Source organism: Pseudoxanthomonas sp. SGT-18 (genome assembly GCF_003931645.1).
In the GTDB taxonomy this organism is placed as follows: domain Bacteria; phylum Pseudomonadota; class Gammaproteobacteria; order Xanthomonadales; family Xanthomonadaceae; genus Pseudoxanthomonas.
This window is the reverse complement of the sequence record NZ_RRYJ01000010.1, coordinates 79,695-92,558: the sequence shown is the minus strand read 5'-3', so window position 1 is coordinate 92,558 and position 12,864 is coordinate 79,695. Positions and strand designations below refer to the sequence as shown.

Sequence of the window (12,864 nt, the reverse complement as noted above, 5' to 3'; positions counted from 1 at the left end):
TCCTTTCGGGTATGCTTCGAGCCCGATGGTAGCGGTAACGTGCAATGGGCACGCACCCGCCACCCATCCGGGAAGACAGTCCGGGTGGCATCTTCCACCCTCCAATCCAGCATCCGAGCCGGGGACGCATGAGCAGCCACAGCGAGATCCTTACCGTACGCGAGAAGGTCGGCTACAGCCTGGGAGACCTGGCGGCCAACCTGATCTTCCAGACGCTGATGACGTTCCTGGCGTTCTTCTACACCGACATCTACCGCATCCCCGCGGCGACGGCGGCGACCATCATCTTCGTGGTCGGCATGCTCGGTGCGTTCGTGTTCACCCCGCTGGTGGCGGTGCTGGCCGACCGCACCCACAGCCGCTGGGGCAAGTTCCGGCCGTGGATCCTGTTCACCGCGATCCCGTTCGGCGTGCTTTCGCTGCTGGCGTTCACCACGCCGGACCTCGGCCCGCAGGGCAAGGTGATCTACGCCGCCACCACCTACACCCTGCTGGTGCTGGTGTACGCGGCCAACAACCTGCCGTACTCGGCGCTCAGCGGCGTGCTCACCGGCGACATGGGCCAGCGCAACAGCCTGTCGGCCTACCGCTTCGTGGCGGTGATGTTCGCGCAGCTGGTGGTGCAGTCGCTGCTGCTGCCGCTGGTGCTGATCCTCGGCGACGGCGACCGCGTGCAGGGCTTCCAGAACACCATGCTGCTGTTCGCCGTGGTCGGCACCGTGTTCTTCCTGGTCACCTTCCTCACCACCCGCGAGCGCGTGGTGCCGGCGCAGGAGCAGAAGACCCCGCTGCGCCAGGACCTGGCCGACCTGGTCGCCAACCGGCCGTGGCTGATCCTGCTGCTGGTGACCATCCTGGTGTTCACCACCCTGGCGCTGAAGGGCGGCACCTACGTCTACTACTTCGAGTACTACCTCGACGAGCCGTCGATGGCGCGCTTCCTGCACGGCATCGGCTTCTACGCCCTGCTGGGCGGGATCAACTCGGCGCTGACCGGCATGGGCCTGGCGGGCTTCCAGCTGCCGGAGGACGCCACCACCGCGGCGTTCGGCCTGTTCAACGCCGGCGGCATCATCCTGATGGTGGTCGGCATCGGCTTCTCCAAGAAGCTGGCCGACCGCTTCGGCAAGCGCGACGTGTTCGGCGTGTTCCTGCTGCTGTCCACGCTGTTCATGCTGGCCTTCTACGTGATCCCGCCGCAGCGCATCGGCCTGGTGTTCCTGGCGCAGATCTGCCACGGCTTCTTCTACGGCGTCACCATCCCGCTGCTGTGGGCGATGGTGGCCGACGTGGCCGACTACTCCGAGTGGAAGAACCACCGCCGCGCCACCGCGATCATCTTCTCGGCCATCCTGTGCGGCCTGAAGGTGGGCCTGAGCGTGGGCGGCGCGCTGGTCGCCGGCATCCTCGCCCACCACGGCTACAACGCCGACCTGTCGGCGCAGGCCCCGGAAACCGTCGACGGCATCCGCCTGTCGGTCAGCCTGTACTGCTCGCTGCCGTTCCTGGCGGCGGTGGCGCTGCTGTTCTTCTACAAGATCAACAAGCCGATGGAGTCGCTGATCGAGCGCGAACTGGCCGAACGCCGCGTCGCCCAGGCCGCCTGACCGATCCGCCGCAAGCAACAAGGGAAAGAGAGAAATGGCCGACCGCGAATACACCGAGGCGGAGCTGAAGGAACTGGCCGGCAAGGCCATCTCCCAGCCGCTGGTGACCCACATCTACACCGCCGACCCCTCGGCCCACGTGTTCGAGGGCAAGCTGTACATCTATCCCTCGCACGACATCGAGACCGGCGCCGCGTTCGACGACGACGGCGGCCACTTCCAGATGGAGGACTACCACGTCTTCCGCCAGGCCTCCCCGGACGCCCCGGCCGAGGACTGCGGCGTGGCCCTGCACGTGAAGGACGTGCCATGGGCGGCCAAGCAGATGTGGGCCCCGGACGCGGCCTGCAAGGACGGCAAGTACTACTTCTACTTCCCGGCCAAGCGCGCCGACGGCATCTTCCAGATCGGCGTGGCCGTCGGCGACCGCCCGGAGGGCCCGTTCAAGCCGGAGCCGGAGGCGATCAAGGGCAGCTATTCGATCGACCCGGCGGTGTTCGGCGACGACGACGGCGAGTACTACATGTACTTCGGCGGCCTGTGGGGCGGACAGCTGCAGAAGTACCGCGACAACCGCTACGACGCCGCGCACGAGGAGCCGGGCGACGACGAGCCGGCGCTGGGCGCCCGCGTGGCGCGCCTGTCTGCGGACATGAAGCAGTTCGCCGAGGCCCCGCGCGAGGTCGTGATCCTCGACGAGTCCGGCCGGCCGCTGAAGGCCGGCGACCATGCGCGGCGCTATTTCGAGGGCCCCTGGATGCACAAGTACCAGGGCACGTACTACCTCTCGTACTCCACCGGCAACACCCACCAGCTGTGCTACGCCACGGCCGACAACCCGTATGGCCCGTTCACCTACCGCGGCGTGATCCTCACCCCGGTGGTCGGCTGGACCACGCACCACTCGATCGTGGAGTTCGGCGGCAAGTGGTGGCTGTACTACCACGATTCCGTGCTGTCCGGCGGCGTGACCCACCTGCGCTCGATCAAGGTCAGCGAGCTGCACTACGAGGCCGACGGCAGCATCCGCACCCTGCACCCGTATGGCAGCTGAGGCCGCGTTCCCGGGGCCGCTCACCGAGCTGCCCCCCGGCCCACTGCTGACCCTCGCCCACGGCGCCGTCTCGATCGACGTGGCGCCGGCGGCCGGCGGCCGCGTCGCCCAGATCCGGGTGGACGGCGTCGAGCAGCTGGTCGGCTACGGCGAGTACGGTTCGGACGCGGCCATCGCCTGGGGCTCGTACCCGATGGTGCCGTGGTGCGGCCGCGTCCGCGACGGCCGTTTCCCGTTCGAGGGCCAGGCGTACCAGCTGCCGCGCAACCTCGGCGGCCACGCCATCCACGGCGTCGGCTTCGTCATGCCCTGGCAGGTGGTCGCGCAGTCGCAGCACGGGCTGGAACTGGCGCTGGAGTTGCCGCACGACGGGCGCTGGCCGTTCGGCGGCCATGCCCGCCAGCGCATCGTGCTGGAGCCGCGCGCGCTGTTGCTGGAGCTGGCGGTGAGCGCCGGCGCGCGGGCGATGCCGCTGACCTTCGGCTGGCACCCCTGGTTCCGCAAGCCGGAGCGGCTGGAGTTCGCGCCCAGCGCGATGTACCCGCGCGACGAGAGCCACATCGCCACCCTGCCGCTGGTGGCGCCGGCGCCGCCGCCGTGGGACGACTGCTTCATCAACACCGCGCCGGTGGTGCTGCACCGGGGCGGCCAGGTCCTGCGCCTGTCCTCCAACTGCGACCACTGGGTGGTGTACGACGGCACCGCGCATGCGACCTGCGTGGAGCCGCAGACCGGCCCGGCCGACGCCTTCAACCTCGGCGCGCCGCGGCTGCAGCCGGGGCAGCAGGCCTCGGCCTGGTACCGGATGGAGTGGGACTGAGGCCGACGGCAGCCGCCGGGCTCAGTCGTCCAGCAGCGCCTGGATCGCGGCGAAACCCGCGCTGGCGCGTTCCTTCTTGCGCTCGGCGTCGGCCACCGGGTCGGCGCCGTCGCGCTGCAGCTCCTCGGCCGGCAGTTCGTCGAGGAAACGGCTGGGCTTGAGCCGCACCTTCTCGCGGAAGCGCCGGGTCTCCCGGCTGTAGCTGAGCCACAGGCGCTGCTTGGCGCGGGTGATGCCCACGTACATCAGGCGCCGCTCCTCCTCCAGCGAGCCTTCCTCCAGCGCGGCGTCGTGCGGCAGGGTGCCGTCCTCGCAGCCGACGATGAACACGTAGCCGAACTCCAGGCCCTTGGCCGCGTGCAGGCTCATCAGCCGCACCTGGTTGCCGCCGTCGTCCTTGTCGTTGCGCGACAGCAGCGCCAGCTGCGCGGCCAGGTCGCCGGCGTTGGCGCCGCGCGGGCCGCCCTCGAACCATTCGGCCAGCTCCTCGAGGTTGGCCTTGCGCCGCTCGAACGAGGCCTCGTCCTTGCACTGCGCGCGCAGCTCGGCCAGCAGGCCGGACTTCTCGGCCAGGCGCCGCACCAGGTCGGCCGCGCTCAGCTTCGCCGAGTGCTCGCGCAGGTCGGCGATGGCGTCGTTGAACGCGCGCAGGCCGTTGGCCGCGCGCGGCGGCAGCTGCTGCAGCGCACCCATGGCCTGGGCCGCGCGCGACAGCGGCATGTGCTTGCTGGCGGCCAGCTCGGCCAGGCGCGCCAGCGAGGTGGCGCCGACCTCGCGCTTGGGCGACTGCACCGCGCGCAGGAAGGCGGCGTCGTCGTCCGGGTTGGCGATCACCCGCAGCCAGGACAGCGCGTCCTTCACTTCCTGGCGCTCCAGGAACGCGGTGCCGCCGGTCAGGTGGTAGGGCACGCGCAGCAGCTGCAGCGCCTTTTCCAGTGGGCGCGACTGGTGGTTGCTGCGGAACAGGATGCAGAACTCGTTCCACGGCACCTGCCTGGCCTCGTGCAGGAACGCGATCTCGCCGGCGACCTTCTCCGCCTCGTGCTCGTTGTCGCGGCACTCCCATACCCGGATGCGCTCGCCGTCGGCCTGGTCGCTCCACAGCTTCTTCAGGTGCACGTGCGGGTTGTGCGCGATCAGGGCGTTGGCCGCGCGCAGCACGCGGTTGGAGCAGCGGTAGTTCTGCTCCAGCTTGATCACCTTCAGCTGCGGATAGTCCTTCTCCATCTGCAGCAGGTTTTCCGGGTTGGCGCCGCGCCAGGCGTAGATGCTCTGGTCGTCGTCGCCCACGCAGGTGAAGTTGCCGGCCGGGCCGGCGATCGCGCGCAGCAGCCGGTACTGGGCGTCGTTGGTGTCCTGGCATTCGTCCACCAGCAGGTAGCCGATGCGCTCGCGCCAGGCGCGGACGACCTCCTCGTTGCTCTCCAGGATCTGCAGCGGCAGCCGGATCAGGTCGTCGAAGTCCACCGCGTTGAAGGTGGACAGCCGCGCCTGGTAGCGCGCGTACAGCTTGGCCGCCTCCATCTCGCGGGTGGAGCGGGCCATGGCCAGCGCCTGCTCCGGCGACAGCCCGGCGTTCTTGGCCCGCGAGATCAGGTTGCGCGCGTCCTCGACCGAGTCCGGCTTGGCCCCCGGCATCAGGTCCTTGACCTGGGCGGCGGCGTCGTCGGCGTCGAAGATCGAGAAGCCGCGCTTGAGCCCGGCGGCCTCGTGCTCGATCTGCAGGAACTTCAGGCCCAGGGCGTGGAAGGTGCAGATGGTCAGGCCGTCGGCGGCGTCGCCCTTGATCCGCTTGGCCACGCGCTCGCGCATTTCCTTCGCCGACTTGTTGGTGAAGGTGATGGCCGCGATGCGCCGCGCCGGGTAGCGCCCGGAACCGATCAGGTGGGCGATCTTCTCGACGATGACGCGGGTCTTGCCGCTGCCGGCACCTGCCAGCACGAGCAGAGGACCCTGGTCATGCAGTACGGCGGCGCGTTGCTGGGGATTGAGCACGGCAGGAACGGTGTAACGGGCGGGGCATTCTACCCGGTGCCGGGCCCGGGGGCGGCGGCCGGTTGCCCCGCGCCCCCGGCGGCGGGTGCCGCCGCGCCGGCCCGCCCGCGCGCGCCGGCCTGGGTGCCGGGGCCGCGCAGGCCGTAAAATCCGCCGATGGCAAAGCTCTACTTCTACTACTCGGCGATGAACGCCGGGAAGACCACCACGCTGCTGCAGTCGGCGTACAACTACCGCGAACGCGGCATGCGCACGCTGATCCTGACCCCGCGCCTGGACGACCGCGGCGGCCGCGGCGGGGTGGTGGCCTCGCGCATCGGCCTGCGCGCCGAGGGCACGCCGTTCGACCGCGACACCGACCTGGAGCGGCTGGTGGAGGCGGACATCGCTGCCCACGGCCGGCTCGGCTGCGTGCTGGTGGACGAGGCCCAGTTCCTGTCCCGGGCCCAGGTCTGGCAGCTGAGCGAGGTGGTGGACCGCCTGCACATCCCGGTGCTGTGCTACGGACTGCGCACCGACTTCCGCGGCGAGCTGTTCGAGGGTAGCCAGTACCTGCTGGCCTGGGCCGACGAGCTGCAGGAGATCAAGACCATCTGCCACAGCGGCAAGAAGGCGACCATGAACGTGCGCGTCGACGCCCAGGGCCACGCCGTGCAGGACGGTCCGCAGGTGGAGATCGGCGGCAACGAGCGCTACGTCTCGGTCAGCCGGCCCGAGTTCAAGAAGGTCATGCGTGGCGAGGGCCTGATCGAGCCGCTGCAGGCGCCGCTGCTGTAGCCGCCCGCTGCGGCGGGTGCACGCCCGCGCCCTCAGTCGTTCCCGCGATCCTTCGCCCGCAGGGGCAGTCGTCCGGTGAGCGCGTAACAGCCGAACAGGTAGAGCCCGTAAAGCGCGCCGACGGCCACCGCCAGCTGCAGGGCGTCCACGGTTCCTGCGGAGAGCAGGCGCAGGACAGTGCGGGCGATCGCCCAGACCCCCGCGAGCGCCAGCACGCCGCTGGCGAGGCGGGTAACGATGCGCGCATCGGCGATCCCGTTCCCGTGCTTCATTGGCCGCTCCTGGCAGGCATCCGTGCCAGCGCAATCTATCGCCGCGCGGCGGCGCCCGCCACCCGGCGGCGAGCTCAGCCCTGGCCGGCGGCCGAAGGCAGCCAGGCCTCGAAATGGACCTGTTCGTCACGGTTGACGGCGTCCAGCCGCCCGCCATGGGCCAGGACGAACTGCTGGGCGATGAACAGGCCCAGGCCCAGGCCATGGCTGGAGCGGAACGAGCCCTTGAACGGCTCGAACAGGCGCGGCATCAATGCATCGTCGATCCGCCCGGGATTGGACACCCGCAGCAGCACGCCGTCCGTACCGGCGGCCGCCGCGGCCACCTCCACCTGGCCGCCGCTGCCGTGCAGGACGGCGTTGCCGACCAGGTTGGCGACCACCTGTGCCAGCCGGTCCGGATCGCCGGTCAGCGGCAGCGGGCCGGACACCTGCAGCCCGATCCGGGCGTCCGGATGGGCGCGCCGCATCTCGCCCACCGCGTCGGCGAGCAGGTCGCCGAGTTCCAGGGGTTGCGGCTGCAGGTGCAGCCCGCCGCTGCGGATGCGCGAGAAGTCCAGCAGCTGCTCGACCATCCGCGCCATGCGCCAGCCGCTGTTCTCCAGGTGCGCCAGCGTGCGCTGCACGCGGGCGTCGTCCGGCAGCTGCATCGCCAGCTTCTCCGCGCATACCAGCATCGCCGACAGCGGCGTGCGCAGGTCGTGGGTAAGCACGGCCATCATCGTCTCGTTGAGCTGCAGTGCACGCTCGAGGGTGTCGGCGCGCTCCCGCAGCAGGCGGCGCTGCTGGAACAGCTCGACGAACACCTTGACCTTGCCGGCGATCACCTGCGGCTCCACCGGCTTGTGCAGGAAATCCACGGCACCGGCCTCGTAGCCCTTGAAGGCGCGCCGCGGGTCGCTGGGCGAGGCGGTGAGGAAGATGATCGGCACTTCGCGGCTGCGCGAGGCGCCGCGCATGAGCTCGGCCAGCGAGAACCCGTCCATTTCCGGCATGTGCACGTCCAGCAGCGCCACGGCGACCTCGTTCGCCAGCAGCAGCTCGAGTGCCTCGGTGCCGGACCCGGCGCAAAGCACCTCCACGTCGTCGCGCTGCAGCAGCGCGCGCATGGCCACCAGGTTCTCGGCCACGTCGTCCACGACCAGGACGTTGACCTTGCCCGGTGCCTGGCTGGCGGCGGGGACGGAGAGAGTGACGTTCATGGGTGGAAACTCCGCAGGCGTTCGCGTATCTGGTCGAGGGTCAGGACCTCGTCGGCCCCGGCGTGGGCAAGGGCTGATGCCGGCATGGTCGAGGACGCGGCCTCATCCGGGCACTGGATCCAGGCGGTGCCGCCGGCGGCGCGCACCGCCGCGATGCCCTGGCTGCCGTCGCTGGAGGCGCCGGTCAGCAGCAGCGCCAGCAGGCGCCGGCCGAAGACCGCGGCGGCGCTCTCGAACAGGGGGTCGATCGCCGGGCGCGAGAACATCACCGGTTCGTCCTGCGAAAGCGCGAGCGTCTGCCGGTCCTCGACCAGCAGGTGGTAGTCGGGTGGGGCGATCCAGACCGTGCCCGGGCACAGCCGCGCCTTGTCGTCCGCCTCGGCCACCGGCAGCGGGCAGCCGTGCCCGAACAGCTCCGCAAGCTGGCTGGGCCGGTCCCGCGGCAGGTGCTGGACCACCAGCACCGGCACCGGGAGGCCGGCAGGCAGCGCGTCCAGCAGCATCCGCAACGCGGACACGCCACCGGAGGAGGCGCCCATCACGATGGCGTCGAAGCGGCGGGACTGGGGCGTCGCCTTGCTCATGAGACCTTCCGGTACAGCCGGTGTTCGCGCGAGCAGGCTTCGAACCGGTCCGCGTGCGCGCCGAACTGCAGCGATTCCTTGCTGCCCAGGCCGAGGAAGCCGCGGTGCACCAGGGCGTCGTGGAACAGGCCCACCGCACGGTCCTGCAGGGCACGCCTGAAGTAGATCAGCACGTTGCGGCACGACACCAGGTGGACTTCGGAGAACACCTCGTCCGTGGCCAGGCTGTGGTCGGCGAATACCACGTTGCGCCTGAGGCGGCGGTCGAACAGCGCGCCGTCGTAGCCGGTGGTGTAGTAGTCCGACAGCGAGGCGCGGCCGCCGGCGGCCAGGTAGTTGCGGCTGAAGCCGGCCATGCGGTCGATCGGGAACACGCCGGCCTCGGCCGCCTCCAGCGCCTCGGGATTGATGTCGGTGGCGTAGAGCAGGGTCCGGTCGAGCAGGCCTTCCTCGTGCAGCAGGATGGCCAGCGACCACACCTCCTCGCCCGTGCTGCAGCCGGCCACCCAGACCTTGCACGAGGGATAGGTCTGCAGCACCGGCACGACCTGCTCGCGCAGGGTGCGGAAATAGCCGGGGTCGCGGAACATCTCCGAGACCTGCACGGTGAAGTACTGCATCGCCTCGGTGAACAGGGTCGGTTCGTGCAGCAGGCGGTGCTGGAACGCGGCCACCGAGTCGCAGCCGAAGCGGTCCATCGCCTGGCGCACGCGCCGGCGCAGCGACGAGGTCGCGTAGTCGCGGAAGTCGTAGTGGTAGCGCCGGTAGACCGCTTCCAGCAGCACGCCCAGCTCCAGGTCGAACAGCTCGGCCGCGTTCATCGCCGCGCGCACCATACCCGGCACAGCGAGATCAGCTTGTCCACGTCCACCGGCTTGGCGATGTAGTCGTTGGCGCCGGCCGCCAGGCAGTTCTCGCGGTCGTCGGCCATGGCCTTGGCGGTCAGGGCGATGATCGGCAGGTCCTGCCACGAGGGGTTGCGGCGGATCTCGCGCATCGCGGCCAGGCCGTCCATCTCCGGCATCATGATGTCCATCAGCACCAGGTCGAACTCGCGCCCGCCGCCCAGCGTCTCCAGCGCCTCGCGGCCGTTGCGCGCGATCTCCAGGCGCACGCCCAGCGGCTCGAGCACGCTGGACAGGGCGAAGACGTTGCGCACGTCGTCCTCCACCAGCAGCACCGCGCGGCCGTCGAGCACGGCGTCGCGCCGGCGCGCCTCGCGCAGCAGGCGCTGCTGGTCGTCGGGCAGCGAGGCCTCCACGCTGTGCAGGAACAGCGTGACCTCGTCCAGCAGCCGCTCCGGCGAGCGCGCGCCCTTGATGATGATGCTCTTGGAATAGCGCCGCAGGCGCTGCTCCTCGTCGCGGGTGAGCGCCCGGCCGGTGTACACGATCACCGGCGGGAAGGCGCCGGCGGCGCCGTTGGACATCCGCTCCAGCAGGTCGTAGCCGCTGCCGTCGGGGAGGGACAGGTCGGTGACCATGCAGTCGAAGGTGCTCTGCCCGAGCTGGGCGAGCGCCTCGGCGATGGTGCCCACCGCCACGATCTCCAGCTGGTCGCGGGCCAGCAGCAACTGCAGGTTCGCGCGCAGTTCGTGGTCGTCCTCGACGATGAGCAGGCGGCGCATGTCGCGGGCGTGGGTTTCCTCGAGCTGGTGGAAGGCCGAGGCCAGGCGCTCGCGCGTCGCCGGCTTGATCAGATAGCCCACCGCGCCCAGTTCCATCGCCACCTGGCTGCGTTCCAGGGCCGAGACCACGTGCACCGGGATGTGGCGGGTGGCCGGGTCGCGCTTGAGGCGTTCCAGAACGCTGAGCCCGGAGACGTCCGGGAGGCCGATATCGAGCAGGATGCCGCTGGGTCGATGCTCCGCCGCCAGGGCCAGCCCTTCCTCGGCCGTGGTCGCGACCACGCAGTCGAAGTCCAGCTCGTGCGCCAGCGCGACCAGCGCCTCGGCGAAGCGGGCGTCGTCCTCGATGGCCAGGATCAGGCGGCCGGGATGGCGGCGCTGCCCGCGGTCGTCTGCAACGCGCGCCGGGACGGCCCCGGCCGGCCGCGCGCTGCCTGCGTCCTGCGCCTGTGCGACGACCGCGGCCGATACCGGCGCGGCCGGCCGTGCTTCCGCCTGCACCGCGGCTCCTGCCTCCGCTTCGGCGGCGGGCGCACCGTCGACCGGGAGCTCCAGGGTGAAGCAGCTGCCGCGGCCCGGCTCGCTCTCCACGACCAGGGTGCCGCCCATGCGTTGCGCCAGGTCGCGCGAGATGGCCAGGCCCAGGCCGGTGCCGCCGAAGCGCCGGCTGGTGCTGCCATCGGCCTGGCGGAACGCCTCGAAGATCACCTCGGTCTGTTCCCGGGCGATGCCGATGCCGGTGTCGCTCACCGAGAAGCGCATGCGCCGCTCGCCGCAGGCCTCGATCTTCAGCGATACCGAGCCGTGCTCGGTGAACTTGACCGCGTTGGCCAGCAGGTTCTTCAGGATCTGCTGCAGGCGCTGGCCGTCGGCCACGAACTGCGCCGGCGCGTCCGCGGCCGCTTCCATGCGCAACTCCAGGCCCTTCTGTTGCGCCAGCGGCTCGAAGGTCTCGCGCAGGCGGGCGAGCACGGTGCCGGTGTGCAGGGTCTCGTCGACCAGCTCCACGTGGCCGGCCTCGATCCGTGACAGGTCGAGGATGTCGTTGATCAGCGCAAGCAGGTCGTTGTTGGCCGAATGGATCGCCCGCGCGTACTTGACCTGCTCGTCGGTCAGCGTGCCTTCGCGGTTCTCGGCCAGCAGGCGGGCCAGGATCAGCGCGCTGTTGAGCGGGGTGCGCAGCTCGTGCGACATGTTGGCCAGGAATTCGGACTTGTAGCGGGATGCCGCGGCCAGTTCGGCGCGGCTGCGCAGCAGGTCGTCCTGGGCCGCGATCAGGTACTGGCGCTGCGCCTCCAGCTCGTGGGTGCGTTCCTCCAGTTGGACGTTGGTCGCCTCCAGCTCGGCCTGCTGCGCCTCGAGGTTGGCCTGCGACTGCTGCAGGGTGCGGCTCTGCTCTTCCAGCTCCTCGTTGGCGACCCGCAGTTCCTCCTGCTGCGCCTGCAGTTCCTCGCTCTGGCGCTGGGTTTCCTCCAGCAGCGCGATGAGGTCGGCGCGCAGGCGCGCGGTGCGCAGGGCCACGCCGATCTTCTCGGCGCAGCGGCGCAGCAGCTCCAGCGCCAGTTCCTGGTTGGCCAGGTGGGTGGTGCGGCCCAGCTCGAGTGCGCCATTGACCACGCCATCGGCGGTGACCGGGGCCAGCAGCAGTTCGCGCGCCGGGCTCTCACCCAGGGCCGACTCCACCGCCACGTGGGCGGCATCCAGGCCGCGCACTATGCGCGGTTCGGGCCGGATGACGATCTCCCACAGCTGGCCAACGCCGGAGGGAATGGACTCGGGCACGTTGCGCGCCAGGGCCACGCCGCCGACCAGGGTCAGCTGCTCCTGGCCCAGCTGGTAGAGCACGCCGGTCTGGGCGCCGGTGAGCTTGCACAGTTCGCGCAGCGCGGCTTCGGCCACGGCACCCGGGCTCAGGTCGCCCTGCAGGGCCAGGGCCACGGCGTTGTCCGCCTGCTGCAGCCACAGCGCGCGCTCGGCCTGGTGCCGTGTGCGGATGGCCTGGCTGACGATCAGCGCCGTGGTCGCGAAACAGACCGCGCCCATGGAGCGGTTGACCACGGAGAAGGCGGAGTTGTCGCTGGATGGGGCGAGATTGAAGCCGATCACCAGCAGCACGCAGGCCAGGCCGGCCACGCCGAGCGGCACCCAGGCGCGGCGCTGGAAGATGGTCGTGCCGATCGCCAGGAAATAGACCAGCCAGATCGTGTAACCCAGGGGTACGACGAGTTCCAGGCCGATGGTCGCGGCGGCAAGCAGCACTGCGACGGCGAGAATGCCGGAATCACGTCCGGTCACGTTCCCCTGGTTGTCCATCTCCCCTGGCGGCTCCGTACATGTGAAAACGCGGGATGGTAGCGAGTGAAAACGCGGGATGGTAGCGAGGCGGCTGTCTACGCCGTCTTCACGCGCGATCCCCAAGCTGTGCGGGTTTGAGCGAAGCGACAGGGGACCATTGATGGGCATGGACAACAAGCGCGTGGCGACCTGCCCGGCCGCGCGGGACGGCGCGGCATGAGCGCGCCGGCGAAGGTGCTGCTGGTCGAGGACCAGTTCGAGCTGAGGGACCTGCTGTGCGACGTGCTGCAGGACATGGGCATGGAGGTGCGCACGGCCGACGATGGCAACGCGGCGCTGCGCATCCTCGAGGAATGGCCGTGCGACGTGCTCTTCAGCGACATCCACATGCCCGGCGGCGTGGACGGGCTGGCGCTGGCGGCGACGCTGCTGGAGCGGCACCCGGAGGCACGGGTGATCCTCGCCTCGGGGCATCCGCGCTACCAGCTGGCGCCGCTGCCGGCCGGCACGCGCTTCCTGCAGAAGCCGTTCCGGCTCGGCCAGTTCACCGACCTGATCCGGGAAGCCCTGCCGGCCTGAGGCCGGTACCCGGCGAGGGCGGATGGAAACAGGCGGGCCGCGCATTGCGCGG

At 70.5% G+C, this 12,864-nt stretch carries 11 protein-coding genes; 5 read left to right on the top strand and 6 right to left on the bottom strand.

Features of this window, described 5'->3' with window-relative positions:
• Positions 1-128 precede the first annotated feature (128 nt).
• Genes EIM47_RS13475 through EIM47_RS13465 form a run of 3 tightly spaced genes read left to right on the top strand, consistent with a single transcriptional unit; the run spans position 129 to position 3,481 of the window.
• Positions 129-1,607: an MFS transporter gene (locus EIM47_RS13475; RefSeq protein WP_125077193.1), complete on the top strand. Its 1,479-nt coding sequence runs from the start codon at positions 129-131 to the stop codon at positions 1,605-1,607.
• 34 nt (positions 1,608-1,641) lie between these two features.
• A complete protein-coding gene (locus tag EIM47_RS13470; RefSeq protein WP_028915241.1) occupies positions 1,642-2,661 on the top strand; it encodes a glycoside hydrolase family 43 protein in 1,020 nt (339 codons plus the stop codon).
• A complete protein-coding gene (locus EIM47_RS13465) occupies positions 2,651-3,481 on the top strand; it encodes an aldose epimerase (protein WP_028915240.1) in 831 nt (276 codons plus the stop codon). Before EIM47_RS13470 ends, EIM47_RS13465 begins: the two co-directional genes overlap by 11 nt.
• Before the next feature lie 21 nt (positions 3,482-3,502).
• On the opposite strand, the gene EIM47_RS13460 is transcribed toward EIM47_RS13465, so the two are convergent.
• Complete coding sequence (locus EIM47_RS13460; protein ID WP_026010370.1) at positions 3,503-5,476, bottom strand: UvrD-helicase domain-containing protein; 1,974 nt, start codon at positions 5,474-5,476, stop codon at positions 3,503-3,505.
• Between the two features lie 156 nt (positions 5,477-5,632).
• On the opposite strand from EIM47_RS13460, the gene EIM47_RS13455 reads away from it, so the two are divergent.
• The gene (locus tag EIM47_RS13455; protein WP_125077192.1) at positions 5,633-6,253 is read left to right on the top strand and encodes a thymidine kinase; all 621 of its coding nucleotides are present in this window, start codon (positions 5,633-5,635) and stop codon (positions 6,251-6,253) included.
• Between the two features lie 32 nt (positions 6,254-6,285).
• Here the strand turns inward: EIM47_RS13455 and EIM47_RS13450 are convergent, their stop codons facing one another.
• From EIM47_RS13450 to EIM47_RS13430, 5 genes are all read right to left on the bottom strand, one after another.
• Entirely contained in the window at positions 6,286-6,525 is a 240-nt protein-coding gene (locus EIM47_RS13450) for a hypothetical protein (protein ID WP_125077191.1), read from the bottom strand.
• A 74-nt stretch (positions 6,526-6,599) separates the two neighbouring features.
• Positions 6,600-7,727, bottom strand: a complete 1,128-nt coding sequence (locus EIM47_RS13445) for a hybrid sensor histidine kinase/response regulator (protein ID WP_125077190.1) — start codon at positions 7,725-7,727, stop codon at positions 6,600-6,602.
• Positions 7,724-8,311 carry a chemotaxis protein CheB gene (locus tag EIM47_RS13440; protein WP_125077189.1) on the bottom strand — a complete coding sequence of 196 codons (588 nt, stop codon included), beginning with the start codon at positions 8,309-8,311 and terminating at the stop codon, positions 7,724-7,726. The genes EIM47_RS13445 and EIM47_RS13440 overlap by 4 nt, the downstream gene beginning before the upstream one ends.
• On the bottom strand, positions 8,308-9,132 hold the full coding sequence (locus tag EIM47_RS13435) for a CheR family methyltransferase (protein WP_125077188.1): 825 nt from the start codon (positions 9,130-9,132) through the stop codon (positions 8,308-8,310). The genes EIM47_RS13440 and EIM47_RS13435 overlap by 4 nt, the downstream gene beginning before the upstream one ends.
• Positions 9,129-12,251 (bottom strand): response regulator, encoded by a 3,123-nt coding sequence (locus EIM47_RS13430; protein WP_125077187.1) that lies wholly within the window; start codon positions 12,249-12,251, stop codon positions 9,129-9,131. The genes EIM47_RS13435 and EIM47_RS13430 overlap by 4 nt, the downstream gene beginning before the upstream one ends.
• A gap of 198 nt (positions 12,252-12,449) precedes the next feature.
• Here EIM47_RS13430 and EIM47_RS13425 point away from each other — a divergent pair, with 198 nt between their 5' ends.
• Entirely contained in the window at positions 12,450-12,812 is a 363-nt protein-coding gene (locus EIM47_RS13425) for a response regulator (RefSeq protein WP_013536545.1), read from the top strand.
• The last annotated feature ends 52 nt before the right edge of the window (positions 12,813-12,864 follow it).

Bases quoted from the DNA above. Each gene is read 5' to 3' on its own strand.
- EIM47_RS13475 (WP_125077193.1), top strand. From the start codon at position 129: ATGAGCAGCCACAGCGAGATCCTTACCGTACGCGAGAAGGTCGGCTAC.
- EIM47_RS13470 (WP_028915241.1), top strand. From the start codon at position 1,642: ATGGCCGACCGCGAATACACCGAGGCGGAGCTGAAGGAACTGGCCGGC.
- EIM47_RS13465 (WP_028915240.1), top strand. From the start codon at position 2,651: ATGGCAGCTGAGGCCGCGTTCCCGGGGCCGCTCACCGAGCTGCCCCCC.
- EIM47_RS13455 (WP_125077192.1), top strand. From the start codon at position 5,633: ATGGCAAAGCTCTACTTCTACTACTCGGCGATGAACGCCGGGAAGACC.
- EIM47_RS13450 (WP_125077191.1), bottom strand. From the start codon at position 6,525: ATGAAGCACGGGAACGGGATCGCCGATGCGCGCATCGTTACCCGCCTC.
- EIM47_RS13445 (WP_125077190.1), bottom strand. From the start codon at position 7,727: ATGAACGTCACTCTCTCCGTCCCCGCCGCCAGCCAGGCACCGGGCAAG.
- EIM47_RS13440 (WP_125077189.1), bottom strand. From the start codon at position 8,311: ATGAGCAAGGCGACGCCCCAGTCCCGCCGCTTCGACGCCATCGTGATG.
- EIM47_RS13435 (WP_125077188.1), bottom strand. From the start codon at position 9,132: ATGAACGCGGCCGAGCTGTTCGACCTGGAGCTGGGCGTGCTGCTGGAA.
- EIM47_RS13430 (WP_125077187.1), bottom strand. From the start codon at position 12,251: ATGGACAACCAGGGGAACGTGACCGGACGTGATTCCGGCATTCTCGCC.
- EIM47_RS13425 (WP_013536545.1), top strand. From the start codon at position 12,450: ATGAGCGCGCCGGCGAAGGTGCTGCTGGTCGAGGACCAGTTCGAGCTG.